Genomic DNA, 26472 nt, shown 5'->3' with positions numbered 1-26472 from the left:
ACTGTTGCCCCGCATTTGTCCAATATTAACAGAAAGATTATATATTTGTTTTGCCATGAATCATTATTATCTGTTAAAATTATGACCGGTATACAATTGTTTAAACGATTCATAAACAGGCAATCGGAGGAAACAAAATATCTCCTTCAAATGTTGTAGAATCAAACAATTTTTAAAAGAAAAATGATTATGGCTGAAAATTATAAACTGATAGACAATGAAGAAAAACATCAATATGAATTCCATATTGAAAGTTATACTCCCCGAATAGAATACATCAAATCCTCGAATGGTGAAATCTACCTCACGCACACCGAAGTCCCTGCCGCTTTAGGGGGTCACGGAATAGGTTCTCAGCTCGCAGAAAAAGTCCTTACTGACATTGAACGGCAAGGTCTGCGCTTGGTTCCTCTTTGTCCGTTCGTTGCGGGATACATACATAAGCATCCGGAATGGAAACGCATTGTACTTCGTGGTGTTCACATTCAATAATATAAAAACAGTTATGGGAAAACAAATAGAATACAGCAATGGCGAACTGACCATTGTATGGCAACCGGAACTCTGCCGGCATACCGGAATCTGCGTAAAGACACTGCCTAACGTATATCACCCGAAAGAACGTCCGTGGATAAAGATGGAAAATGCTACTACCGAAGAACTGATTGCTCAAATCAAGAAGTGTCCATCGGGGGCTCTAAGTTATAAACTAAAGAAATAAAAGAATCTCCGGGAGCCTTGTTTAAAAGATGTTCCCGGAGATTCTTTTGTTTTTATCCGTAGTCACAGATGATTTACAAAACTTAATTAGCTTTTCTAATCACTCCGAATTCGCATTTATCACTCCCTAAAAGACCTGTTCCATCCACTCCCTCCGCCATGCCAATGAAGCCGGTATTGATATCCGAACAATAAAACGAAACGGTGGCTTCTCCTTTCTCATCCGTCACAACCATAGGCGACCAAAACAATGTATTGCGGGCATCCGGTACAGGCAACTGCATGTCCACTTCATCCGGTTGATAGAATTCGCGAAGCGCATAATACCCTTTCGTACGCCAAAGATTATTCATGCGGAGCAGTTCTTTTTCAGAATATATGGGACCGTGATATGTCACAGTCTGCCGGTCTATAACACTGAAGGCATTGCCTCCCAAATGCTTGAACTTCACAATTTCATACTGTTTTCCTTCCACCGGTTTAGTCCTTTTATCAGACGGTTCACCACAAGGTTTCCACCAGGGATGGGCATCATATCCGGGTTTATAATTTTGCAGATAGCCACATCCGCAAACATAAACATTTTCCATGCTCATCTGTGTCATGCTGTCTAACCGCCCCATAAACTTATCTCTAAATGGTCTGCGTGCCTTACGGCTGACTACGACTTCATCCAGCAGGATTATACTGTCACTGCTTACAACCGGCATATCAACGAACTCTTCTTTCACCGCCTGTGTCCGGACTGTAACCGAATGACCGGGATATTTCTTTCTTCTCACACTGTCAATCACCGGAAAGTAATCTACGATCTCCAGTTCAGGCTTAAACTCTTTCGACAACATTGGTTTCAGATAAATATATCCACCGCGAAGCTCTTTCATCCGATCCGTATCAATCGTGAAGTATCCTACCGAGTCTGTCCACAAGAACGCAGAATTACTTTCAGCACCCGTAACCTGAACAAGTTGCTTATCCCCCTGTTTTTCTCGGCTCTTTTTCCTGCCTCCTGTAACCTGAACTCCTGATATATCATCGCTTAAAAACGCTTCTCCCTGATAAACCGGGCCATTAAACTCCCAGATATATCGTCTCCACCCCTGTGTCAATAGCAACAGATCCATTGCCTGCACACGGTCTTTGTTCTTTTCATCAAAATAATAAGACGGACGATGAACTACACCGCGTATCTGCGACGACAGATAGCAATGGGTCAGAATATTCACAGGATCAACCGGATTACTATATGCTTTATCAAAAACGCTAATTCCCAGATTGACTTTTACAGGCCGGTTCTTATCATCCGTTACCTTAATATGTAAGGCCGCTTTTTCACGAAGAGCGTAGCTTTCCTTCTCCGGTACGATACGAATATGCAGTTTCTTTTCGGGATGTACATACACCAGCCTCTCGGCAACCGGCTTCATTGCATTGTCAAAGAGGGTAAACTCGACTATCCCCTGATAAGGAAACTCGGCCAGAGGCATCTTTATCTTCAAACGGTCTTTAAGCATTCCCTTTGCAACACAACACACTATCCCCCGCATCTGACCCACCAAACAGACTTCCTGATCAGGCAAATCTTGTGTTTGAGAGATGATAAACTCCAATTGTTCCTGATCCTGTTTCAATAATCGCAGTGCTACTCCTTGTTTATACACTTCAGGCAAAAGGTAACTATGTCCATCCTTCAGCTCTATCCGGTATTCTTTATCGGCAAACGGAGTAAAAAGTAACTTTCCCATTCCGTCATGGCTGCTTTTGAATGGCATAAGAGGAAGTCTGCCTTCACACAGCACCCCTTCCACATCGACCGGATACCCTTTCGTGTCAGTAACTTTGAACGCCAGGCAAAACGGCAAACCCGAAACCAGATTTCCGCCTTCGGGGAAGAGTTCGAATCTTAAATCACCTGTCTCCTCTCCCTCTTTTGCCGGAGTATTATAGCTGATATTCTTTAATACTTTGATTTTACGTACCGGAGATATTCCGACCGTATCTTTATAATAGGAATGACGGGTATAGGCTTCCAACCGATAACTCCCTTCCGGCAGTTTCGTATCCACATATATGTGACCGTCTGCAATACCGTTTTCTGTGGGATACTTCTCTTGCCAGACTACACTGTCTTTATCACTCAACATTTGCAGATAAAGTGTCTTGCTCCGGGTTGACAAACCGAATGATTTCGCATCAAGCTGATATGCTTTAAACCAAAGATCTTCTCCCGTTTCATAAATCTCCTTACTGGTCTGTAAATACACCAGTTCAGAAGGATAACCCGAAAAGCGTTGGCTAACAGATGTAAATAAGGAATCGATACGATTCTGAGCAGCAACTCTCATACTGTAGCCAATGACAAGCACCAGCAATAAGATACGATTTATCATTTTGTTTACTTCATTGAAAATCAATCATTTTTTCCAAACGAAGACCCCACCTGCCAGGTCATCACAAAATCCGGATGCAGCAAATATCGGATATGGAATTTCATCCGGCGTTCCGTACGATATTCCTCGGCAAAAAATTCTCCGCGTTCACATACCTGAAACGGTACTATACGGAGATGCTCCCGGAAATCGACCTCATCCGCATCCATACACTTAAACATCACTTCTTTGGCGGACCAATGTAAAAGCAGCGACCAGGTATCGTCTCCCTGATAAACGGACGTCGTTTCATCCTCACGCATATATTTATGTGCAACCTTGTGTACCCGTTGTCCATATTGCTCAATGTCAATACCGACTTCGGATACGGCGCTTAAGATAACCGCTACATATCCGCGGGTATGGGAAATACTAATAAAAAAAGAGGAATCCGCCAAACGGGGTTTACCACTGGGAGCATATTCTATTGACTTTTCTTCCCCCAGCAACCGATAAAGCAATACACGCACAGAAAGCCACTCCAACCGGCGGTGGGGTGAAGAGAAACGCTTTAGCTGCTGTTCGTATTTCTCAGGACCAGGGAGCAAAGCCAAAAGTTCTTCGAGAGATTCATCTGTTTTCCAGATACCCCAACGATAACAGTCCGCCTTATGTTCCGACAACAATGCCATAATGAAATCAGGAAGCAACTTCCGTTGTGGAAGGCTCGTTTATGGTAAACTTCACTTTCAGGATGCGGCGGCTGTCCATCGCCAGAACTTCAAATTCATAATGATGATAAAGTACTTTCTCATGCAGCGCGGGAAACTCCCCTTTGATCTCAAGCAACAGTCCGGCCAGCGTATCGGCATCACCGTCCACCTTCTCAAAATCGTCCTCATTTACCTTAGTAATTTTGTAGAAGTCTGTCAGCTGGGTCTTTGCTTCAAAAACCCAGGTATGATCGTTGATCACTGTATAGGTACGCTCTTCATCATCATACTCATCATGGATTTCTCCAACAATTTCTTCTATAATGTCTTCCATTGTCACTATCCCCGATGTACCTCCGAATTCATCAACGACAATGGCAATATGAATTTTATTTGCCTGGAAGTCACGCAGAAGATCGTCAATCATTTTAGTCTCAGGCACAAAATAGGCGGGACGAATCAATGATTGCCAACGAAAATTATCCCCCTTATTCAGATGGGGCAGCAAGTCCTTGATATAAAGCACTCCTTTGATATTATCGCGTGTACCGGAATAAATAGGAATGCGGGAGTAGGCATTATCAATTATGCACTGAAGCACGTCTTTAAACGAAGTACGTATATCAAGATCCACTACATCCAAACGGGAAGTCATAACCTCTTTGGCCGTCTCCCCGCCAAAACGGATAATTCCTTCAAGAATATTGTTTTCTTCCGAAAGTTCGGTTTTATCTGTCAGTTCGAGGGCATGGGAAAGTTCATCAACAGATATATTATGATTTTTCTTGGCGAAGTGTTTATTTAAAAAAGCGGTAGAATGTACCAGTACGGCAGATATCGGTGCAAATACCTTGCGCAGGACGTAGATGACCGGAGCGGAAAAGCGGCAGAAAGCCAACGTCTTTTGTGCCGAATAGATCTTAGGCATTATCTCTCCGAAAAGCAACAACAGAAAAGTGAGGATGACTGTCAGTATCAAAAACTCTGCGAGAACCGAATGAAAAACAAAAACATTCATAAAAAAGAAGTTACAGAGCATGATGATGGTCACATTCACAAAATTGTTTGTGATAAGAATGGTTGCCAACAAACGTTCGGAATCTGCAAGCAGATTGCTGATCTTTCCATCAGAAGGGTGATTACCCTCCTCTATATCATTCAGATCAGAAGGTGAGAGTGAGAAGAAAGCAATTTCGGATGCCGAAGCAAAGCCCGAAGCGAGCAGGAGCAAACCGGCCAGTACGATGGCTATTATTGCTGATAATGATGGTGTGTGTACGGATATTCCGTTAAAAATTTCTGCCAACTGGCATAAATAAGCGTCTGGGTCCAAAATATTGGTTTTAAGTTAATAATAAGCAGCCGCGAGTTAAACTCTGGCTACAAGTTGTTAGTCAAGAGTTATGAACTACAAGTTAAGGCAACAGCCGGATGACAACTATCATCCTTAACTTGTAGTCCGCAACCATTAAAACGGCAGATCGTCTGCCGGATTATCTTGTGAAGATGCCGATTGCTGCGGTTGTTGCGGTTGAGGCCGTACGGGAGCAGCAGCCTGCTGCTGTGACGGAGCATACGATCCGGCACCGGCACCTTTCGGAGTCAGCATTTCCATATTATCTACAAATATCTCGGTAACATAGCGTTTTGCCCCACTCTGGTCATCATAAGAACGAGTTCTTATCTTACCTTCCACATAGAGTTTATCACCTTTATGTACATATTTCTCGGCAGTTTCTGCCAGTCCTCTCCAAAGTACAAGATTGTGCCATTCAGTCCGCTCAGGCACTTGTGTACCATTAGACAAAGTATATGCACGGTCGGTTGTAGCCAAAGGAAAACTGGCCACAGCAATACCCGTATCCAAATATCTCACTTCAGGGTCTTTACCGACATTTCCTATCAATATCACTTTATTTACTGACATATTCTCAGAGTTTTATGTTTCTAAATACCGATTTTTGTTGCCAAAATTAAGTAGAATAACAATAGAATGCAAGAATTGTTACAACTTTTATAAAGCTCTATAAGTTTTATTGCGCACTTTCCTTAAAATCGTTTGCAGTTCAAAGAGCTTTGCCGGGTTCTTCTCTGCAAGATTCTCTTGTTCATAGACTTTAGTCATATCATACAATTGAGGGATACTCGAATTACCGGTTTCGATTTTCGGTCCCCACGTAATCATTTTCGGTCCGTCGTTGGGTTCAATGTATTTCCAGTCCTTGGTACGTACCGACAACGTATGGTTAGAAGCCTGTTCAATCACCCAGGGACGGTCAGTAGAATCTGTTCCGATCCAGTTGCCCAAGCGGTTGAAGCTATCTGGAGCAGCCCCTTTAGGCAGACGCGCATTTACGAGAGAAGCCAGAGAAGCCAACCAGTCGATTTGTGAAACCAATACATCCGACACCTGCGGCTGTCCGATTTGTTTAGGCCAGCGAACAATTGCCGGTATCCGGGTTCCTCCTTCGAAAGCGCTATATTTATTACCACGAAGCGGGCCAGCAGGACTATGACCGTTTAGCAGCTCTTCGGCACGATCCTGATACCCATCGTCCACAACAGGACCATTGTCACTGGAAAGAATAATCAACGTATTCTCAGAAAGACCGAGTTTGTCAAGTGTTTCCAGGATTTGTCCGACACTCCAGTCAAACTGAACAATGGCGTCCCCCCGGAGTCCCATAGGATTCTTACCACGGAAACGTTCGTGAGGGAAACGGGGAACATGTACATCATTGGTAGCAAAATACATAAAGAAAGGCTCATCTTTATGATCACGAATAAAATCGATAGCATGGCTGGTGATGGAGTCAGCTATGTTTTCATCTTTCCACAGAGCTTTACCTCCCCCTTTCATATAGCCAATACGGCCAATACCATTGACGATAGCCATATCGTGACCATGACTGTGCTTCTGGTTATACAACAATTCGGGATGATCTTTTCCCAGAGGTTCACCTTCGAAAGGTTTCCGGTAACTAACCTCGATAGGGGCACTCGGATCGTAATTCGCAACCTTTCCGTTCTCGATAAAGACACAAGGTACACGGTCGGCAGTAGCAGCCATGATATAAGAATAATCAAATCCCAGATCGCCCAATGCAGCCGGAAGAGGGGCATTCCAATCCTGTTCGCCGGCTTTGTCTCCCAATCCCAGATGCCATTTTCCAATGGCAGCGGTAGCATATCCGGCATTCTTAAACATATCCGCCATGGTATAATCTTCCGGACGAATAATCATTCCGGCATTTCCCGCGGCAACATCAGTACCGGGACGACGCCAGGCATATTCGCCTGTGAGCATAGAGTAACGTGAGGGAGTACTGGTAGCGGCTGTAGCATGTGCATTGGTGAAGCGGATACCTTCGGAAGCCAAGCGGTTCACATTGGGGGTCTGTACATTTTTGGCACCATAGCATTCAAGGTCGCCATAGCCCAAATCGTCGGCATAAATAAACACAACATTGGGCAATTGCCGTTCGTTTACCTTTTGTTTGCTCTTGCCTCCTTTTTGTCCGTTTGCAGCCATTATACAGGCTACCGGAGAAAGACAGGCCAATAATAAATAGGATCGTCTCATAATTTTAGATATTTAATTAGTTTAACACAGTGATAATTTTCAATTAGTTAATGTATTTCTCGATAAAGGCATGTACCAACCTCGACACCGCATACTGCTCCAATTCATCGGCTTTTATTTTCTGATAAGAAGTAAAAGACTGACTGTTCTCCGGAAGATCAACCATATAGAAATTGGCATAAATCACCCGGTGTGAAAGTACATGTTTCACATCCCTGCAAACCAAACGGACTATAGGGGTCTCTCCCTCCGCAAACATGGCTCTGAATTCAGGCAGCGCCGGAAATTCCTCTTCCGAGACAGCTTCGGGAGTTTCAATCAGAGGAAACTCAAACAGATTTTTCCAGATGTCATTGCCCGTTCTTTTATTAATCAAAGTATACGCACCCATACGTACATATATATAATTGAAGTAGCGATTGGTCGTTTTCGTTTTGTGCTGTTTTACCGGAAGTTGTGCCACCATTCCCCCGGCTAATGCCGAGCAGCCGCTTGCCAACGGACAAAACATGCAGTTAGGAGACTGAGGCGAACATTGGATAGCTCCAAAATCCATGATAGCCTGATTATAAAGGGCAGGATTCTTTTTATCCAGCAGTTCATCGGCTACGGCAGCAAAGAGCTTTTTCCCTTCAGTAGAATCTATCGGAGTATCGATGCCCAGATAGCGGGAAAGTACCCGGTACACATTCCCATCGACTACCGCATAAGGCATGTTATAGGCAAAAGAACAGATGGCAGCGGCAGTATAGTCACCTACCCCCTTCAAAGCCCTCACTTTCGGATAGGTTTTAGGAAACACCCCGTTCATACTTTTAGCGGCTGCATGCAAATTGCGTGCACGGGAGTAATAGCCCAGCCCCTGCCAATACTTCATCACTTCGTCTTCATCCGCTTGGGCCAATGTGGCAACATCCGGAAACCGTTTCATAAACCGCATGAAATAGTCATACCCCTGCACGACACGGGTCTGTTGCAGAATGATCTCCGAAATCCATATCACATAAGGATCCGCGGACTCCCTCCATGGAAGTTCCCTTTTATATTCCTGATACCACTTTTCTATTGTATTGCTGAAGTTAGGATTCATATATTTAGCCAGATTCTACTTTTTGTTAACTTTATCCTTGCACAAAAGTAGTTCTTTTCATCTAATTACGAACTAAGAAAGCTTAATGAAGCGACTTTTTTAGAAAATTGTTCGGGATATATTTTTTTGGGAGACTAAAAAGCTATATATTTGCAGTCCAAAAAATTAGAAAGAACATAGTAATAATATTTTTTTTAAGGAAAAATGACTAAAGCAGATATTGTAAACGAAATTGCAAAGAACACCGGTGTTGACAAAGTAACAGTACTTACAACAGTTGAGGCATTTATGGATGCAGTGAAAGATTCTTTGTCTAAGGACGAGAATGTTTACCTCCGTGGATTTGGTAGCTTCGTCGTAAAGAAAAGAGCTCAAAAAACCGCTCGTAATATTTCTAAGAATACGACCATCATCATTCCGGAACACAACATTCCGGCGTTCAAACCAGCTAAGACATTCACCCTTTCGGTAAAGAAATAATAAACAAGAGTATTAACCCATAAAATTTTGAAGCTATGCCAAGCGGAAAGAAGAAAAAAAGACATAAAATGTCTACGCACAAGCGTAAAAAAAGACTAAGAAAGAACAGACATAAAAGCAAAAAGTAATTTTTAGTCTGAATCTGGACAGAAATAAAGAACAAACTTGTGAAGCAAATGTCTTTCGAGTTTGTTCTTTGTTTAAATGCCCGACTGAATGAACAAACGCATAAAGTTATTCGTTCATTTTTTTATAAAATTAAATAATTAGGAAACAGACGTGACAAGCGAATTAGTAGTAGACGTACAGCCCAAAGAAGTCTCCATCGCCTTACTTGAGGACAAGAGTTTGGTGGAACTTCAAAGCGAAGGAAGAAATATCTCCTTTTCGGTGGGCAATATGTATTTGGGCCGCGTCAAGAAATTGATGCCCGGACTGAATGCTTGCTTCGTGGATGTCGGTTACGAGAAAGATGCTTTCCTTCATTATTTAGACCTGGGTCCTCAATTTAACTCACTCGAAAAGTACGTAAAGCAGACTTTAAGCGACAAAAAAAAGCTTAATCCCATTTCGAAAGCAACCCTGCTTCCCGACCTGGACAAGGATGGCACAGTAGCCAATACATTAAAGGTAGGACAAGAAGTAGTGGTGCAAATTGTAAAAGAGCCTATCTCAACCAAGGGACCGCGCCTGACTTCCGAAATCTCGTTTGCAGGAAGATATCTGGTGCTGATTCCTTTCAACGACAAGGTCTCTGTCTCTCAAAAAATTAAATCGAGCGAAGAACGTGCACGCCTGAAACAACTGCTGATGAGCATCAAGCCGAAAAACTTCGGAGTGATTGTACGCACAGTGGCAGAAGGCAAACGTGTTGCCGAACTCGATGGAGAGCTTAAAGTATTGCTGAAGCACTGGGAAGAAAGTATCACCAAAGTACAAAAGGCCACAAAGTTTCCGACACTTATCTACGAGGAAACAAGCCGTGCCGTAGCTTTGCTGCGTGATCTCTTCAATCCTTCTTTCGAGAACATCCATGTGAACAACGAAGCGGTGTTCAACGAAATCAAGGATTATGTGACGCTGATTGCTCCCGAACGGGCAGGCATCGTCAAGTTGTATAAAGGTCAACTTCCCATTTATGACAATTTCGGTATCACCAAACAGATTAAATCGTCTTTTGGTAAAACAGTATCCTACAAGAGTGGTGCCTACTTGATTATTGAGCACACTGAGGCGCTTCACGTAGTAGACGTGAACAGCGGAAACCGCACCAAGAATGCCAACGGGCAGGAAGGTAACGCACTCGAAGTAAACCTGGGGGCTGCCGACGAACTGGCACGCCAACTGAGGCTAAGGGATATGGGTGGTATCATTGTGGTAGATTTCATTGACATGAATGAAGCCGAAAACCGTCAGAAGCTTTACGAACGTATGTGTGCCAACATGCAAAAAGACAGGGCGCGTCACAACATTCTGCCCTTAAGCAAATTCGGACTGATGCAAATTACGCGTCAACGGGTTCGCCCGGCCATGGACGTGAACACTACAGAAACCTGTCCGACTTGCTTTGGTAAAGGCACCATCAAATCGTCCATCCTCTTTACGGACACACTGGAGAGTAAAATTGATTATCTGGTCAATAAACTGAAGATAAAGAAATTCTCGCTACACATCCACCCGTATGTGGCTGCTTATTTGAATCAGGGACTTATGTCGCTGAAACGCAAATGGCAGATGAAATACGGATTTGGTATTAAAATTATTCCGAGTCAGAAACTCGCTTTTCTTGAATACGTATTCTACGATTCACATGGAGAAGAGATCGATATGAAGGAAGAATTTGAGATTAAATAAAAAGAAAGGCGGCTTGAGAAAAAGTCGCCTTTCTTTTTATTTCCCACCATCGACTAATTCAGAACTGGTGCAGATGAAAGAATTTCTTCATGAATAACAGATATAATATACTCAACAGCAATATGCTTCCTGCCAAATATACATATCCGTACTCCCGCAATACCAGGTATCCCGCCCCAACTACAGCTTGTACCAACATATAAGTCAGTGAGACCGCGACATGAGGTATCTTCAGCTCATTAGCCATTATCTGATACAAATGCTTCCGGTGGGGCAGACCAATATTTTCATGCAACATCAATCGATGGACAATAGTCAGCACACTGTCTGCTCCATACACTGCCAGAAGCACAATCCAACTAAAATCTTTCGTATTGATTATCAGCCTACCGATTAAAAACAGAATAATAAAAGCAATACTGACCGACCCTACATCACCGGCAAAGCATTTTGCCCTCTTACGGAAATTAAAGAAATTAAAGACCAGCACCGCACACAGCATGGTATAAATCAAACCCGGTTCAACGAACGAAACAACCCAATGATTGATAAACGCCAAAGCTCCAAGTACAACCAGCGAATATCCCCCCGTGATTCCATTAATTCCATCCATAAAATTATAGGCATTGATAATCCCTGTACATACGATCAAAGCCACAACTACAGTCCACCAGGGAAGAGCAAACAACTCCCACTGATAGAACATCAAGCCCATCGCCGTAAAATGAAAAACAAGACGAAGTCCTTGTGACATGGAGCGGATATCATCTACAAAACTGATCACCGTCACCAGAGTGAGAGCCAACATAAACCAAGGATACTCAAACTGATTTGTCAGAAAATAAGCCAATGCACCAAAGTAGAAAATAATTCCTCCACCTCTCAGCGTGATCCGGGTATGCGAACTCCGTTCGTTCGGTTTGTCGATAATATTATATTTATCGGCAATATGGAAATAAAAAAGTTCTACTAAGAATAGCAGAACTAAGATTAGCAGATAATACATAAGTTATTCGTTCTTTTTAATGAAATAAAACAAGAATTGAAGTCCTAAAAAGGCAAAAAAAATCCCTATTAGGATTCCTATAATCCAAAGAAAAATTTCCATTTAAAGCACCTCCTTATTCTATCCGAAAATTTTTCAGAACATTCATAGGCTTCCATCTAAGCTCCCGCATTGCCTTGTCATTACTAAAAGTCAAAGAGTGCGTGATCTTACGAAGTTTTAAACTGTTTATTGGAGCCTTTTCCCCGAGACAATCACCAAAAACGGCTATACTTTTAGCAAACCAATAAGGAATAGACAAAGGTAACTTCTTATTCAATTGTTTGCATATCACCATCTCCAGTTCACGAAAACTCGGCTGGTAACTGTCACAAACATTATATATCCCTCCCTTTTCAATCAATAGAGGAACAAGGTTAGCTATATCCTGAACCATCAGAACACTTTTCCGGGCCTTTCCTCCGGCAATACTCAAATACTTACCACTCTTAATCCCATGGATCATTGCTCCTAAATTTCCCGGAGGGTTAGGACCGGCAATTAAAGAAGGACGAAGTATACTCAATTTCACATTATACATGGCACACCATCCTTCCAAATATTTCTCCGCCTCAATCTTACTCAGAGCATAAGGAGTTGTTCCATTCAAAGGATATTCTTCCGTGATATTCTCACCCGAATCACAACCATAAACAGCAACAGTACTAATAAAAATGAATGACTTCGGAATGCCACTTTGTTCCAAAGCAGTACACAAATTCTTAGTACCTTGAAAGTTCACATCAAAAAAAAGTCGTTTCTCTGCTTCTGTCTTAGACAAAGAGTGTGCTTTTCCTGCAACATGCAATATAACATCATATTTTCCGGTCAACTTAGGAATCTCTGCTGCTAAATTCACTATATAATCATCCTGAGAAGTTAGTCCTATAGTTTCTACTGAATACTTTTTCTTCAATAATGGAAGTACATTATGCCCCAAAAAGCCAGAAGCACCTGTAAAAAGAAGATTCATTCTATCTATCATTGCTTTCTAATATATTGTTGCTTCACTGTTATATTTATTATACTTCTTTCTTTATCAAAGAACCAGCCCCATTTGTTTAAATAATAAATGGCAGCTTTTACATGTATCCACAATAAACGTAAACTTTTATGAGATCCTTTCTCAAAATGATGAGTTATAGTTATTTGAGGATAATACATCGTTTTGTATTTCCGATAAATACGCCTATTCAAATCTGTATCTTCTCCATACATAAAAATACCTTCATCAAACACGCCAATTTCTTCTATCACAGACTTCCGAAGAAACATAAAACAGCCTGATAAATAAGGAATATTCATTTCTCTATCATAATCCGCAAACTTCATTTCAAAATTATAGTCAATTCTGTTTTTGATGCTTTTAATAGGAAGAAACATACGAACTATCCAATCTTTTGGCGTAGGAAGAAGTTTACATAAATATTGCAATTCCCCATTAGGATAAATAATCTTAGGCATTACATTTCCCACATCCGGCTTACTCTCCATGTAATCATATAACTTCTCCAAAGTCCCTTCCTCAAATGATATATCCGGGTTTAGTATTAAATGATATTTTCCCATCTTTTCAGGATCTCTCAATATAACATTGTGTCCGGCTCCAAAGCCATTATTCGAATTCATAAAAATATACTCTACCCGAGGATCATGAGAAATATCCTTTAAATAATTTGTGGGAGAGTTATCAATAATATATAACCGTACTTCTATCTTTGTATTCAAAAAGCTATTGATAGCTTTCAATAAAATAGAATCAGGATTCTTATATGTAACAATAGTAGCTGTAATCTTATCTAGCATATCAATAAAACACTAAGAATTGAGTGAGTGAATATAAAGTTCCAAATATTTATCAGTCATTGAATTAACTGTCAGATTTTTTATATAATAATCATAAATACGATTTGCTAATTCTTCTCTATTTCGGGTAGCAACATGAATAGCAGACACTAATGAATCGATGTTATCTAATTTATAAAAAAGAACTTCCCGTTCAGTCATAATCGATTTAAAAATTGAAATATCAGATAAAATAGATGGAACTCCATATCCAGCAGCTTCAATTAGGGCCAACGGAAAACCCTCAGAGCGAGAACACATCACAAACAAATCAAACAAAGATTGATAAGATGTTGCATCTTCACGATACCCTACCCAATAGCAGCGTTCTGAAACAGATAGTTCTTTCGCCAATATTTTAATGTTTTCAAGTTCACTGCCATCTCCAACCACAACAAATGCATAATTCGGTAACAAAACTAACGCACGTATCATCTGCTCGATCCCTTTCCGTTTTATTATTCGAGATACAGTTCCCACAATAATATACTTTTGCTTCAGTTTCCTTATTTCTTCCAAATCCTTTTCATTAGAGACAGCACTAGGAATTATATCTCTTCCATTATGAATTATATGTAAATGTTCTTTGGAAACTTTAGATAACTGTTGATATGTATCTTCATTCAAAACTACCAATTCATTAAAAGCCCTCAGTGCAAACTTCCATAAAAAAGAACCAATTAGAGAATGGACAAGAGGATAGTCTATTTTTAATGCTCGATATGAAATCGGATTATGCAAAGTCGATATGAAACGAGTTCGATGTTTTTTCCTGGAAAATAACGTATGAAGCCTAATATATAAATCTGGACGAAACATGTGACTATGTATAATATCCCAATTAGAAAAATCAAATCTTTTCATATTTGTAATTCTCTCTATAGAACAAGGCATATCCAATTCAACAATATCATCAAAATAAAAAACTTGGCAAACATGTCCCTTACGAACTAATCCGGTACATAAATCTTTTGCTACAATATTGGGTCCCGTATTCGATAAATTCGGGAGAAACATGGCTATTTTCATTAAAAATAAAATTGATATGGTGATATTTTATCAGGACTAATATTCAACGACAACATGGTATATGTCACAACTATAAGTATTGAAACAAAAAACCATTTCGTTCTTTTAGAAAGTAGTATGGTCAGATAAGAGACTAAAACCGGTTCAACGCAAAGTAACACTCCAGACATACGCCCGCCTATAATAGCAAAATCATTAAAAAGCATCAACCAGCAGACTCCAAGTATATAAGCATACAATAAAGGGGAAAAATAGGGACTAATATTTTTCATTTTATCATGGAAATATAAAAGTATTATACCAACTATTAAGCTTTTAATAGCATTTATATTAGTGAAAATACCTAAAGCGGCAGCATACTCACTATCCCCATAAGCTATATATGCACCAAGACGCGCATCAACACCTACAGCCAATAATTTTATAAATTGTCCTAATGGACAAATAAGACCCACTGCAAAGCATATAAACAAAGTCCGTTTTAATGTTTTCAACGATGGTTGATACTTATACACAAGCCCAACAAGCGCCCAAACAATCACAGAAAAATGTATGGAAAGAGCTAACAACCAAAATAACCAAAAAGACTTATACTTTCGATTAAATAAAAAGCGAATGCTATACAAACAAATTGCACTTGCCAAACCTCCTCTTATCTGTATCATCTCTTTAAGAACATACAGATGAACAAAATAGTAGAGCACACAAATTAAAAAAAATGGCGAATATTTTTTAAAGGAGTTCAGGTTAAATGCGACAGACGTACCTGCTACTACTACGAACATCAATATAGGGCTTTTACTAAAAATGGAAAGAAAAAGACAAATTAAATTAAAGCCAATATCAGCAGAACCTTCTCCGGAACCATTTGCAATATTTTTATAAAAATCAAAATAGGAATTCCAATCCGCATTATTATATCTCAATCCTGCAAATAATGTCAAAAGCAGCCATACACCTGATAATAACAAGCTCCTCTGTTTACGCTTTACAGATTGTGATTCGACCAATGACAAAAAAGCCAAAAAAGTAAATATAGCATAATATGGCAGCATCCAGCTAATATTTTCTATAAATCTTATTATACATTTTGTAAACAAAAGGAACTTTTGCTATCAGCAAGTAAACATAGCGTTTCAATCGAGATGTATTACTCATCCAACTTCCTGCATAATGATGTATAGAATATGTATTGGATGTTATCTTAAGCTTCCCGGTTTCTAACGATTTAGGCGAAAAGAAATCAATTGGATATACTATAAAATCATGGATATTTTGCAATTCACCATTCAGGACTAATCCTTCTGAAACCAATTCTTCTGTCATATAACTGACTACAGTTTTTTCATTTAACAACCCATTTTGATTAATGAAATGACGTTCATGATAACTATTCATCAATTTTTTCATCAAAGAGCATCCTTTTTTCGCTCCCAAAATAAGCCCCGGAGCAACCCTATCCTTTGATTCAAAACCTGAAAAAGAATGATGTTTTAAAAAAGGATTCAATGATTTCAATATTTCTACATCTGTGTCAAGGTAAATTCCTCCATTATGATATAATATATAGAACCGAGCATAATCGCTAACAAATGCCCATTTTCCCTTATCAGCTGCTTCCTTTGTATATGGAATAGAGTTTACTGGAAAATTAGATTCATTCCATTCTATTATTTCATAATCCGGAAGATATTTATTCCATGATTCTAAACATTTAATAGCAAGTGGTGGCAAAGGTTTACCACCAAACCAACAATAATGAATTGTTTTAGGTATCATAAAGAAATGAAAAAGACTATTTTCTTATAAATCGAACAATAACAATAAATACGTATTGAAAAAAATAAGGAATAAAAGAAATTAACCAATACAAAAAAATTTCTATTCTTTTTCTTGGCATTTTAAATATTTGACCTATGCTTACAGGATATGACATAAACTGGCGAACAGCAATACGCGAAGAGTTATTTTTATATCTCATGTAGAACTTTGAAAACATGTTCATATTTTCTCCGGAAACATTTAAACAACTCACCTCATAAGCATATCTAAAACTTTCACGCATCGTTACGCATAACAATGAAGGATAAGACTTGTCAAAAGTATATTGATTAAGTAAATTCTTTTTTAACAAATCAATTTCAATATATTGCGAAGTTATTCTTTGTTTTTTCTCTTCTGTATAAGAACGAAAATCGGTAATAGAACTCTCTGTTTTATAATAATAATATGTAATTTCAGGTATTAAAATGCATTTTCGTGTCACTAACATTAGTTGAAAGAAAAACCAAGCATCCTCATTCAAATGATTAGAAACACATTTAATCTTATTTTCTCTCAAAAAATCTAATTCATATAGTTTATTCCATGTAGCTATTGATACAAAATGTCCCTTCAATATATGCTCCACTAAACAATACTTTCCTCGAAGCTGTCTATTTTCACCTATAGAATTGATTATTTTATTTGTAGAAAACGTTATTTCTGAATAAGCACCCATCACCCAGTCTAAATCCGTATTACGTATTTTATCATATAATAGCGCAATACAATTCGGAATAATCTCATCATCACTATCCATAAAATATAGATATTTTCCCTTTGCCTCTTTTATGGCAGTATTTTTAGTGGCTCCAGTACCTCTGTTTTCTCCATGATCTATTATACGCACATATTTTCCACGAGGATGCTTTGTTACAATCCGTCGAACGATATTCATACTTTCATCATGCCCTTTATCATCTATTACCAGATACTCAATACTCTCAAAAGTCTGATTTAGTGCTGATAACAAAGCCCTCTCAATATACTTTTCAACATTGTAAACAGGCATAGCCAATGTTACTTTACATGGAAAATTCATTCGCCAATCAATCTAATTATTCTATTTTTTATTCTATAGCCTAAATCTGATGTGAAACAAGAAATAGGATTAATCTCTATATCTTCTTTTAATGTATAATTCTGTCTATCACACTGCTTGATATATTGCAATATCACAAAAAAGATATTATATTTATCAAGCACCATTCGTTTTGCTTCTTTTAATATCGGTTTAACTCGATTATACCGATCATTCATTATTGCCTCTTTTATTGCCTTAACAGCATATTCAAGATTATCAAAAGATAGTTCCTCTAAACTACTATCTGGAAAGTATGTTTTTATATTAGGGCATCCAATATAAAAAGGAAAACAATTACTTAAATAACAGTCCGCAATTTTTTCTGTCCAATAATCTGGATAATTTGAATTTTCTATTATTAAAGCATATTTATATTTTGAATAAATCTCATATTTATCTTTTATTGGGATAAAGCCAGTTCCATAAATATCCACTAAATCGGAAAGAAGCTCTTTCAGCTTATATATAAAATCAAGTCTTCTTTGATGTCCTTTTGTAGTTACTTTATTCGATGTAACAACAGCTAATTTATTAATACTATTATTTCCCGTTTCCAGACAGAAATAATTATAATCCAAATAGTTATTTTCATCCCAGACCCAAGGGTTACGACTTAACATTTGAGCTCCTACAAACCACGGAGACGCTGGTATTGATTTTAATGTTTTTTTCTTTTTCAACAATGACTGTTGACAAGTAAGTACACATCCAAACTGTTTTAGATATTTGGAAGGATACCTAAAAACTGACTCTGGTTCACCCGTTACCAGCACTACATTTTCAGAAGGACATTTAGCAAGTTCTGGCCTTTCCACTCCATGGAGCACAAAGAAGAAGTCACAATCCCGTTCGTTTGTATTTATTAAAAACTCACAATTACCCAATATGGTACTTTTATCTGGTAATTGACGAAGTAAAGGAGGCATATCATGTAAACATGATATTTTCACTTTTATCTTTCTATCGTTCATTGTTCTATTTTACTTAGGACATACATAGCTGTTGCCTTTTCACTCATTACATTCTCATACCACCGTAAAGATTCTTCCGACTTTTTCATTAATAGAGATTCATCTTGTAACAAGTCATTAACTATTTTTCTTATTCCATTCCAATTATCTAATTGAATGATAGGTGAATTATTATACAAATAAGAATCTGAAAGTTTTTCTGAAATAACAATGCAACCTTGTTTAAGAGCTTCATAATGTCTGAAACATTCTGTAGAGTGAAATCCTTTGGGACATAAAACTATTTTAGATTGTGATAACATCCAAAGGTATTCTGATATAGGAAATCCTCCCTTAAATCCTTTTGTAAAACGAATCTTGGAGTTTCTAAAACAATCATCCTTATTCGTAAAATAACTTGTCGGCAGTTTCAGTAATCCTTTTTTATATAGCCAATAAAAAAGATACTTATTAGTAATCCACCCTCTCGCATTAGTTATATTACGATAAAAATTTACGCGATTCAAATTAAAATTTCCTGAAAAGAAGACATTATAGCATCGGTCTTTAATTGGTATATATTCAAGTGAAACATCGTTATTTACATACTCTAAAGGAAATGGGTATATATTATCATAATCTTTTCTGATATATGGTTTAAAAATGCATTTATATCTCTGCTTCAAATGCAAAGGCAACTCTCCCGTTTCATCACTCAAAAAAAGAAGAATATCTTTTCCCGTATTGGGTAAATCAAAACTATTGGGAGGCAAAGTGGGATTTTGGGTTGAATAAATATAAAAGTTGTAACTATTAAAGTTGGTACATTTCAAACGCAATTCTTTAAAAAAGTTAATTAAGAATTGGCATTCATTCAAATCTTCAAAATTCGAGTCTGAATTACGCTCATAATAAATATTATCTACTTCTCTTATATCTAAAAAATACCGCATATCATAGTTTTTTTTTAAAATTTAATCCAAGAATCAGGTATGCTCTGAGGATTTAAAAAACAATCAGAAGCTACTACTATTTTATTTTTATTAGTAGCTAACCATGCTCCCCACCAATAGAAAGAACTATTTGAAACAATATGATGTTTACACAAACTGATTAAGTACATATCATTTAAAGCTGAATAATTTCCTTCTTTCGGACTAATCATTATAAAATTAGACTTTTGTCCCAAGTTATTTTTCACCCATTCCTGATCTTCAGAAAATATAAAAAAAGTAGGGTTATCCACCTTCGATTCAATATAATTAATCGCCTTCTGATAAAAGTCCAAATCTGTAACTTTTGTGTTTTGATGAGAATTTAGTTCTTGATATCTTCTTACCCCAATTGCCACAGGAGTTATACTTTTTTTTATAATTTCAGCTTCACTCAATGTTTGCAAATCATTAACCTGACAAAATTGAAAATCTTTCTTTATAATAGAAGCATAGTCTTTAAAATAAGCTTCATTTTGCCAATACCCATCCAAGTATACAGATAGAATATGTTTTTTTAGTAATCCATCGACAAAATCATAAGAAGTGTTTTCGGAAATATATTTCATAAAGGGTATTACAGAAAAATGGATTTTTCTACCAAGAGATTTTACTTTCTCTCCTAAATAGTAATCATATTTCTGAAAACAATTTGCTTTCCGATAAGAGATACAAAAAGAATCAAGTAAAAAATTTCGTTTAAAAAGATCATTTTTATATCCACTCTGAGTATCAAGTATTAAATCAGCATCAATTCTTAAAGCTAAAGCTCTTGCTGTGGCATAAATAAACATTTGATTACCTAACCCACCAATAATTCTTGCTACAACTTGCATATACTATTATTTATAGACACATAACTATTTTTTAGAACTCCAATAGCACACAGTAGCTTTCTTACTATTCTCTTAAAAAAAATAGAGATATTAAAATCATGATTTATCCCCAGCATTCTTGCGTACTGCAAATAATCTTTTTTAAACGGATGATCTACAACTGTATACTTCCACGGTTTATCAGGGCCCGTGTAATGTACAACTGCAGGATCTGAGATGGCAGAATTATATTCTTCAGTATATATTTTAGGAAAATCTTGTCCTTCAACATATTGCTTACATAGAAAAATTGTTGTCAGATTATATTTTAAATCCAAACGCTTCCACAATCTCCCGTACAGTATTCCATTCAAAGCATCTTGATCCCAAGATTTTATTCTCTCAGGAAAACGTTTCATATAATCTATTGCTTTCTCTGCAACACTATTTTTACGCCAAAAAGATAAATTTATCAACATAAAACCAGAGTTAAAATACCCTAATGTAACATCATAATTATGTCGTATACAATTTGCTTTTATTGTCTCATCTACTGCAGCCACTGCGTAATTTTCAATATCCATTTTCCATAATTCTTCTAAGGATTTACGAACAACAATATCTCCATCAATATAAAGAACCTTTGAACAATTACAAGGTAATACTTGAGTGGAGAAAAGTCTCAAATAAGCAGCTAAAGAGACATAATCAGTCTCCTTTCTCACAAATCCTGACAACATTGCTTCATTCACTTGATACAAATAAAAATTAGAATGATATTTATTTACTACTTCTCTTAAATAAGCCACATTACCATCATTTAATTGCATAGTTATCACATAAATATTATGATGTTCAAAATCGTTATTTATAAAAAACGAAGTTAACATAACACTGGTGTGCTGAACATAATTATCATCTAAACAACAAAGGATATTCATCTTACTATTTTTTACTTATTATATTTGTAATAGAGCGTAATTCTGGAATATTAAATAGGATCGAAATCAATACATAAAAGACAATTCCACTTAAAATCCCAATAACTAATTGTAACAATGAAGAAGAAAACAATGATGCCACCAAGTAAACCCCTCCTCCCATTAATAAAGCAGCTACAAATGTTGGCAAAATTGAAGTAGCTTGAGTAGTATAACCTACTGAAATAACACGCCTAACAAAATAAATTACTATTATAATATCTATAATACTATATAAAACCAATCCCCAACACATAATTTTTAATCCCCATGGCATGGTAGAAAACAAAATAATAAAAGCAACTGTTTTTTTTATTATTTCTGATTTCAAAGACAAGTCACTTCTTCCTTTTACATTTAATATTTGCCAATTAATATTCATCACAGGGTACCACATATAAGACAGACACAAAATTGACAGTAAAGGAGCTGCACTTTTCCATGTTTCGGTCAAAATAAGATTAATAAAAGGCGTAGATAATACCGAAAGTCCTATCATCAAAGGAAAAATAATATATGACATCATTCGTAAATACTGGAGAAAAGCTATACGTAATTTGTCACTATCATCCTGGATTTCACACATTAAAGGATAAATGGGGCGACTAGAAATATCTGTAATATTTATAGCTGGAAAAGTGGAAAAGGTTTGCGCGCGATTAAAAAGTCCAACCTCAGCAGATGTGAACTTTCTTCCTATAACCATTGTATACAAATTTGTATATATAACATGTAATAATCCTCCTATAAGCAATTTTGATCCAAACGAAAAAAGAATTTTAAACGAAGAAAAAGAAAAGCTCCAAGAAGGATGCCAACGTACAAAAAAAAATAAAAATACTGTATTGAAAGTTGCATTCATGAAAGATTGGACTGCTAATGCCCACACGCCATAACCTTTTATAGCCATAAATATTCCTATTGCTCCACTTATTACTACAGATGTAAGAGAGACTCGGGCTAAAAGTTTAAAATTAAGAGATATACTAATTTTAGTCCGTTGAATGATAGAAATATTAGAAATAATTAGCCCCAACCCAATGAATCTAAGCAACTTTACTAATAATGGTTCATGATAAAATAAGGCTATAAAAGGAGCTAAAAGATATAATAACCCATATACTATTATTGAAATGACAGAACTAAAATAGAATACTGTATTAAAATCAATATCTGTTCTATCATTCTTCTGAATCAATGCATTTGAAAAACCTGAGTCTATGAATATCTGTGCTATAGCAAGAAAAATTCCAAGCATAGCTATCAATCCATATTCGGAAGGAGCAACTAAGCGAGCAATAATAATACTTAATACAAACTGTATACCTTGCACAGAGAAACGCTCTACAGCACTCCATACAACACCTTTTATAGCTTGATGTTTTAAAGATTCAACCACGAATAATTTTATTGGATATTAGAAACTACTGCAAATATTATTTAATCTCAAACGTCTTTAATGCGAAACAAATTTTCGCATTAAAATTAAGGAACAAGAATAATCTTGCTCGCAAATAATCCCCAAAAGTACATGTTAGATAAATAAGAATAAATTAAATATACTCCAAATATATAAGGAGTTAACCGGACAATAAACCGATACAATATGTTATTTTTAAAGAAATAATGCTTTGCTCATAGAAATAACAAAATGGAAGAGAAAAACGTATATCCATTATAAGCAGGAGAACTTCGATAAGAGATATTCATACAAGAAATAACAGATCAACAAAATGAAGCAGAATACTAAATAATATTTTCCATATTTAATCTTCCATTGTGCAAATGGATTAAACAGTCGTATGTATGCAGCAATATAAAATAGAAATATAAACTATGATATATTAACAGGAGAAGAATAAATATCTCCATAAGAAAATCCAAAATTCAAACTTACATTTATAATAAACAGAACCAATAGTAACAACTGATTTTTTTAGTTAGAGATAATGCTAATTTTGATAAAAACGGGCTTAAAAATAATAGGGCTGTATACTGTATGACAAACCAATAAGTATTGTTTCTTATTATTAACATAGACAGGACAAAGCCTTTTATATCAAGAATTAATAATTCCTACACAAGTGAGAATGACATAAATTCCAATTGAATAAAAAAGCTTTTGAAACCATATCTTCACCACTTTATGCAATTTAAATTCAGACTTTACTAAAAAATAACCGCTTATTAAAACGTAACAATTAACTCCAACAGCAGTAAGATAAATGATATATTCAATAATTATCCAGTTAGTAATAGATTGAAGTAAATTCATTTAACAAATTAAAAAATCTCGGAAGTTAATACATGCATAATACCATGTATTATAAAATGCCAAGATACAATAAAAAACATAGCCGGCACTCTTAGCATCTCAAAATTAGATTCCCTCTTCATATCATTCAAAACTTTTTCAAACAATACTAGCGAAATATTCAATTGTTTTCTTCAGTCCTTCTTCAAGCTTTATTCGCGGTTCCCACCCTGCCAGCTTTTCTTTTGCCAGACCTATATCCGGTTTGCGCTGTTTAGGATCATCACTTGGCAACGGACAAAAAACAATTTTAGATTTTGAATTAGTTAAATCTATTACTTTTTGAGCTAATTCAAGCATCGTAAATTCACCTGGATTACCTGTATTGACCGGACCGATAAAACTATCATCCGTAGCCATCATCCGGGTCATTGCTTCAATCAAATCATCCACATATTGAAAACTACGGGTCTGACTACCATTACCGTAAATTGTTATATCCTGATTCCTTAAAGCCTGAACAATAAAGTTAGACACCACACGCCCGTCATTCGGGTTCATTCGAGGACCATAGGTATTAAAAATACGAATAATCTTTATACGTACCCCATTCTGACGATGATAATCCATGAATAAGGTTTCCGAAGCACGTTTACCTTCATCATAGCAAGAGCGGATACCGATAGGATTCACATTTCCCCAATAAGCCTCAACCTGAGGATGAATGGAAGGATCGCCATAAACTTCACTTGTAGAAGCTTGAAGAATCTTAGCCCTCGTACGTTTAGCCAATCCTAACATATTCATGGCACCATAAATAGAAGTCTTCATGGTCTTAATCGGGTTATATTGATAGTGGGGAGGAGAAGCCGGACAAGCCAAATTATAAATTTCATCCACTTCCGCATAATAAGGAGTAGTCACGTCATGGCGGACTAACTCAAAATTATGATTATCCAGAAGATGACGAATATTGTCTTTACTCCCTGTAAAATAATTATCTAAACAGATAACATCATTACCCTCATTGAGCAAACGCTCACAAAGATGGGAACCTATGAATCCGGCACCACCCGTTACTAAAATTCGTTTCATCAAAGTTTTTTATTTTTGTCCGATACGAGAATATGTAAAACCTAACTCTTTCAACTCTTCACCATCATAAATGTTACGACCATCCACTACAACAAAATTCTTCATCGCTTTACGGATGATTGCCCAACTTGGCATGCGGAACTGTTTCCACTCCGTCATCAAGGCAATGGCATCAGCATCTATCACAGCCTCATACATGTCTTTGCAATAAATTACCTGCTTGCCGATACGGCGTTCCGTTTCTTCCATTGCAACCGGATCAAAAACTTTCACGATAGCACCAGCCTGCAACAGTTTTTCAATAACAACTAACGCTGGGGCCTCACGCATATCATCAGTTTCAGGCTTAAACGACAATCCCCACATAGCAACAGTTTTGTCCTGCAGGTTTCCTCCAAAAGCATTCAGCAATTTATCAAAGACAATGCTTTTTTGCTTTTCATTCACTGCCTCAACCGCTTCAATCACCTGCATATGGTAACCATTCTGAATACCAGTATGAACCAATGCTTTTACGTCTTTCGGAAAGCAAGATCCCCCATAGCCGCATCCGGCATAGAGGAAACGACTTCCAATACGGGAATCCGCCCCCATGCCCTTGCGAACATTGTCAACATTAGCGCCAACACGTTCACAAAGGTTAGCTATATCATTCATGAAACTGATACGTGTGGCAAGCATAGCATTGGCAGCATATTTTGTCATTTCAGCAGAAGCAACATCCATCATCAGGATAGGATAACCGTTCAAGGTAAACGGACGGTAAAGTCTCTCCATTATTTTTTTTGCCTTTGCACTTTCAACACCGACTACTACCCGATCGGGCGCCATAAAATCTTTAATGGCAGCTCCTTCTTTCAAAAATTCGGGATTGGATGCCACGTCAAATTCGATGTTCACACCCCGCCTGTCAAGCTCCTCCTGAATAACCCCACGAACTTTCTTTGCCGTACCTACAGGAACAGTACTCTTTGTAACCAAAACAACATGTTTTGTTATATTGCGCCCTACTGTACGGGCCACTTCCAAAACATACTTCAAATCGGCACTGCCATCTTCATCCGGCGGAGTACCTACCGCACTGAAAATAATTTCCACTTCATCCAGGCAAGTAGTTAAATCGGTGGTAAAATGGAGCCGTCCGGCTTTGACATTGCGCTCCACCAATTCATCCAACCCCGGTTCATAGATAGGCATAACACCATCCTGAAGTTTCTGGATTTTTTTTTCATCTACATCCACGCAAGTAACATTGATACCCATTTCGGAAAAGCAAGTTCCTGATACAAGCCCAACATAGCCTGTACCTACTATTGCAATATTCATAAGCTATAATAAATAATGATTATTCGGTTATTTTAAAAAGTTTGCGAAGGCTGTATTGTAATGCTTCATTCACCAAATAAACAGCTTCACATTTCATATTGGTTGCACCTTCATCTGAAACAACAGCCGTATACATAGGATAAGAATTACCTTTACTCTGATTGTTCTGCCAATGAAAAGCACGAATATTTAACGGATTATCCCACAGTTCCTCCGGTACATTCTGCAACTTTAGACGCGAAACAGGATAAATATGATCCAATTCCCATCCAAAGAGGCTATTGCGATTATTAAAATCAGCATAGGCAATCCAAGCTCCACAGGCATCTTTACGAATGCGAGCAGGATTATACTCTTCCACAATCTGAGCAGACTGCCAAGCTATGTCTTTTAACTCATTTAAAAACATATTAATTGTCAATGTCCG

The 26472-nt window shown here is 37.3% G+C and carries 25 protein-coding genes; 4 read left to right on the top strand and 21 right to left on the bottom strand.

The features are described from left to right. Positions 1-189 precede the first annotated feature (189 nt). A complete protein-coding gene (locus JZY04_RS01195) occupies positions 190-492 on the top strand; it encodes a GNAT family N-acetyltransferase (protein WP_032531839.1) in 303 nt (100 codons plus the stop codon). A gap of 13 nt (positions 493-505) precedes the next feature. Continuing rightward, the gene (locus tag JZY04_RS01190) at positions 506-721 is read left to right on the top strand and encodes a (4Fe-4S)-binding protein (protein ID WP_122142429.1); all 216 of its coding nucleotides are present in this window, start codon (positions 506-508) and stop codon (positions 719-721) included. Between the two features lie 82 nt (positions 722-803). Here JZY04_RS01190 and JZY04_RS01185 read toward each other — a convergent pair whose 3' ends face one another. The 6 genes from JZY04_RS01185 to mutY form a co-directional block, all read right to left on the bottom strand. Further along, a complete protein-coding gene (locus JZY04_RS01185; RefSeq protein ID WP_181996363.1) occupies positions 804-3110 on the bottom strand; it encodes a hypothetical protein in 2307 nt (768 codons plus the stop codon). A 20-nt stretch (positions 3111-3130) separates the two neighbouring features. Next, positions 3131-3781, bottom strand: coding sequence for a 4'-phosphopantetheinyl transferase superfamily protein (locus tag JZY04_RS01180; RefSeq protein ID WP_122142466.1), 651 nt, complete (start codon positions 3779-3781; stop codon positions 3131-3133). A 7-nt stretch (positions 3782-3788) separates the two neighbouring features. After that, a complete protein-coding gene (locus JZY04_RS01175) occupies positions 3789-5135 on the bottom strand; it encodes a gliding motility-associated protein GldE (RefSeq protein WP_032541353.1) in 1347 nt (448 codons plus the stop codon). A 135-nt stretch (positions 5136-5270) separates the two neighbouring features. Beyond that, positions 5271-5729 (bottom strand): single-stranded DNA-binding protein, encoded by a 459-nt coding sequence (locus JZY04_RS01170; protein ID WP_005776338.1) that lies wholly within the window; start codon positions 5727-5729, stop codon positions 5271-5273. A gap of 87 nt (positions 5730-5816) precedes the next feature. Beyond that, positions 5817-7385: an arylsulfatase gene (locus JZY04_RS01165; RefSeq protein WP_022013012.1), complete on the bottom strand. Its 1569-nt coding sequence runs from the start codon at positions 7383-7385 to the stop codon at positions 5817-5819. Positions 7386-7428: 43 nt separating this feature from the next. Next, positions 7429-8475, bottom strand: a complete 1047-nt coding sequence (gene mutY / locus JZY04_RS01160) for an A/G-specific adenine glycosylase (RefSeq protein ID WP_044301670.1) — start codon at positions 8473-8475, stop codon at positions 7429-7431. A gap of 204 nt (positions 8476-8679) precedes the next feature. Between mutY and JZY04_RS01155 the strand changes: the two genes are divergently transcribed. After that, entirely contained in the window at positions 8680-8955 is a 276-nt protein-coding gene (locus JZY04_RS01155) for an HU family DNA-binding protein (RefSeq protein ID WP_005776335.1), read from the top strand. A 279-nt stretch (positions 8956-9234) separates the two neighbouring features. Then, a complete protein-coding gene (locus JZY04_RS01150; protein ID WP_032531836.1) occupies positions 9235-10809 on the top strand; it encodes an Rne/Rng family ribonuclease in 1575 nt (524 codons plus the stop codon). Between the two features lie 58 nt (positions 10810-10867). Here JZY04_RS01150 and JZY04_RS01145 read toward each other — a convergent pair whose 3' ends face one another. From JZY04_RS01145 to JZY04_RS01075, 15 genes are all read right to left on the bottom strand, one after another. Beyond that, positions 10868-11815 (bottom strand): glycosyltransferase family 4 protein, encoded by a 948-nt coding sequence (locus JZY04_RS01145; protein WP_122142430.1) that lies wholly within the window; start codon positions 11813-11815, stop codon positions 10868-10870. Positions 11816-11930: 115 nt separating this feature from the next. Next, a complete protein-coding gene (locus tag JZY04_RS01140; protein WP_122142467.1) occupies positions 11931-12827 on the bottom strand; it encodes an NAD(P)-dependent oxidoreductase in 897 nt (298 codons plus the stop codon). Positions 12828-12835: 8 nt separating this feature from the next. Then, a complete protein-coding gene (locus JZY04_RS01135) occupies positions 12836-13660 on the bottom strand; it encodes a glycosyltransferase family 2 protein (RefSeq protein WP_122142431.1) in 825 nt (274 codons plus the stop codon). A gap of 12 nt (positions 13661-13672) precedes the next feature. Further along, positions 13673-14728 (bottom strand): glycosyltransferase family 4 protein, encoded by a 1056-nt coding sequence (locus tag JZY04_RS01130; RefSeq protein ID WP_234072636.1) that lies wholly within the window; start codon positions 14726-14728, stop codon positions 13673-13675. Continuing rightward, positions 14728-15783 carry an EpsG family protein gene (locus JZY04_RS01125; RefSeq protein ID WP_022011503.1) on the bottom strand — a complete coding sequence of 352 codons (1056 nt, stop codon included), beginning with the start codon at positions 15781-15783 and terminating at the stop codon, positions 14728-14730. Before JZY04_RS01125 ends, JZY04_RS01130 begins: the two co-directional genes overlap by 1 nt. Positions 15784-15787: 4 nt before the next feature. Continuing rightward, positions 15788-16507 (bottom strand): glycosyltransferase family 32 protein, encoded by a 720-nt coding sequence (locus tag JZY04_RS01120; RefSeq protein ID WP_122142432.1) that lies wholly within the window; start codon positions 16505-16507, stop codon positions 15788-15790. 16 nt (positions 16508-16523) lie between these two features. Next, complete coding sequence (locus JZY04_RS01115; RefSeq protein WP_250707021.1) at positions 16524-17591, bottom strand: glycosyltransferase family 2 protein; 1068 nt, start codon at positions 17589-17591, stop codon at positions 16524-16526. Then, positions 17588-18604, bottom strand: coding sequence for a glycosyltransferase family 10 domain-containing protein (locus JZY04_RS01110; RefSeq protein ID WP_032536603.1), 1017 nt, complete (start codon positions 18602-18604; stop codon positions 17588-17590). The genes JZY04_RS01115 and JZY04_RS01110 overlap by 4 nt, the downstream gene beginning before the upstream one ends. Further along, complete coding sequence (locus JZY04_RS01105; protein ID WP_220575459.1) at positions 18601-19536, bottom strand: hypothetical protein; 936 nt, start codon at positions 19534-19536, stop codon at positions 18601-18603. Before JZY04_RS01105 ends, JZY04_RS01110 begins: the two co-directional genes overlap by 4 nt. A gap of 14 nt (positions 19537-19550) precedes the next feature. After that, positions 19551-20411, bottom strand: coding sequence for an alpha-1,2-fucosyltransferase (locus JZY04_RS01100; RefSeq protein WP_022011498.1), 861 nt, complete (start codon positions 20409-20411; stop codon positions 19551-19553). After that, positions 20399-21331, bottom strand: coding sequence for a glycosyltransferase family 8 protein (locus tag JZY04_RS01095; RefSeq protein ID WP_122142434.1), 933 nt, complete (start codon positions 21329-21331; stop codon positions 20399-20401). Before JZY04_RS01095 ends, JZY04_RS01100 begins: the two co-directional genes overlap by 13 nt. 4 nt (positions 21332-21335) lie before the next feature. Continuing rightward, on the bottom strand, positions 21336-22769 hold the full coding sequence (locus JZY04_RS21420; protein WP_022011496.1) for a lipopolysaccharide biosynthesis protein: 1434 nt from the start codon (positions 22767-22769) through the stop codon (positions 21336-21338). A gap of 1014 nt (positions 22770-23783) precedes the next feature. Further along, positions 23784-24719: a UDP-glucuronic acid decarboxylase family protein gene (locus tag JZY04_RS01085; RefSeq protein WP_022011493.1), complete on the bottom strand. Its 936-nt coding sequence runs from the start codon at positions 24717-24719 to the stop codon at positions 23784-23786. A 9-nt stretch (positions 24720-24728) separates the two neighbouring features. Beyond that, positions 24729-26045, bottom strand: coding sequence for a UDP-glucose/GDP-mannose dehydrogenase family protein (locus JZY04_RS01080; RefSeq protein ID WP_022011492.1), 1317 nt, complete (start codon positions 26043-26045; stop codon positions 24729-24731). 19 nt (positions 26046-26064) lie between these two features. Further along, positions 26065-26454, bottom strand: a complete 390-nt coding sequence (locus JZY04_RS01075) for a hypothetical protein (RefSeq protein ID WP_008659260.1) — start codon at positions 26452-26454, stop codon at positions 26065-26067. Positions 26455-26472 lie beyond the last annotated feature (18 nt).

The organism is Bacteroides sp. 11BF (genome assembly GCF_019633765.1).
Lineage (GTDB): Bacteria > Bacteroidota > Bacteroidia > Bacteroidales > Bacteroidaceae > Bacteroides > Bacteroides hominis.
Note: the sequence above shows the minus strand (reverse complement) of the source record. Positions and strands in the feature narration are given on the sequence as shown.

Bases quoted from the DNA above. Each gene is read 5' to 3' on its own strand.
- JZY04_RS01195 (WP_032531839.1), top strand. From the start codon at position 190: ATGGCTGAAAATTATAAACTGATAGACAATGAAGAAAAACATCAATAT.
- JZY04_RS01190 (WP_122142429.1), top strand. From the start codon at position 506: ATGGGAAAACAAATAGAATACAGCAATGGCGAACTGACCATTGTATGG.
- JZY04_RS01185 (WP_181996363.1), bottom strand. From the start codon at position 3,110: ATGATAAATCGTATCTTATTGCTGGTGCTTGTCATTGGCTACAGTATG.
- JZY04_RS01180 (WP_122142466.1), bottom strand. From the start codon at position 3,781: ATGGCATTGTTGTCGGAACATAAGGCGGACTGTTATCGTTGGGGTATC.
- JZY04_RS01170 (WP_005776338.1), bottom strand. From the start codon at position 5,729: ATGTCAGTAAATAAAGTGATATTGATAGGAAATGTCGGTAAAGACCCT.
- JZY04_RS01165 (WP_022013012.1), bottom strand. From the start codon at position 7,385: ATGAGACGATCCTATTTATTATTGGCCTGTCTTTCTCCGGTAGCCTGT.
- mutY (WP_044301670.1), bottom strand. From the start codon at position 8,475: ATGAATCCTAACTTCAGCAATACAATAGAAAAGTGGTATCAGGAATAT.
- JZY04_RS01155 (WP_005776335.1), top strand. From the start codon at position 8,680: ATGACTAAAGCAGATATTGTAAACGAAATTGCAAAGAACACCGGTGTT.
- JZY04_RS01145 (WP_122142430.1), bottom strand. From the start codon at position 11,815: ATGTATTATCTGCTAATCTTAGTTCTGCTATTCTTAGTAGAACTTTTT.
- JZY04_RS01140 (WP_122142467.1), bottom strand. From the start codon at position 12,827: ATGAATCTTCTTTTTACAGGTGCTTCTGGCTTTTTGGGGCATAATGTA.
- JZY04_RS01135 (WP_122142431.1), bottom strand. From the start codon at position 13,660: ATGCTAGATAAGATTACAGCTACTATTGTTACATATAAGAATCCTGAT.
- JZY04_RS01130 (WP_234072636.1), bottom strand. From the start codon at position 14,728: ATGAAAATAGCCATGTTTCTCCCGAATTTATCGAATACGGGACCCAAT.
- JZY04_RS01125 (WP_022011503.1), bottom strand. From the start codon at position 15,783: ATGCTGCCATATTATGCTATATTTACTTTTTTGGCTTTTTTGTCATTG.
- JZY04_RS01120 (WP_122142432.1), bottom strand. From the start codon at position 16,507: ATGATACCTAAAACAATTCATTATTGTTGGTTTGGTGGTAAACCTTTG.
- JZY04_RS01115 (WP_250707021.1), bottom strand. From the start codon at position 17,591: ATGAATTTTCCATGTAAAGTAACATTGGCTATGCCTGTTTACAATGTT.
- JZY04_RS01110 (WP_032536603.1), bottom strand. From the start codon at position 18,604: ATGAACGATAGAAAGATAAAAGTGAAAATATCATGTTTACATGATATG.
- JZY04_RS01105 (WP_220575459.1), bottom strand. From the start codon at position 19,536: ATGCGGTATTTTTTAGATATAAGAGAAGTAGATAATATTTATTATGAG.
- JZY04_RS01100 (WP_022011498.1), bottom strand. From the start codon at position 20,411: ATGCAAGTTGTAGCAAGAATTATTGGTGGGTTAGGTAATCAAATGTTT.
- JZY04_RS01095 (WP_122142434.1), bottom strand. From the start codon at position 21,331: ATGAATATCCTTTGTTGTTTAGATGATAATTATGTTCAGCACACCAGT.
- JZY04_RS01085 (WP_022011493.1), bottom strand. From the start codon at position 24,719: ATGAAACGAATTTTAGTAACGGGTGGTGCCGGATTCATAGGTTCCCAT.
- JZY04_RS01080 (WP_022011492.1), bottom strand. From the start codon at position 26,045: ATGAATATTGCAATAGTAGGTACAGGCTATGTTGGGCTTGTATCAGGA.
- JZY04_RS01075 (WP_008659260.1), bottom strand. From the start codon at position 26,454: ATGTTTTTAAATGAGTTAAAAGACATAGCTTGGCAGTCTGCTCAGATT.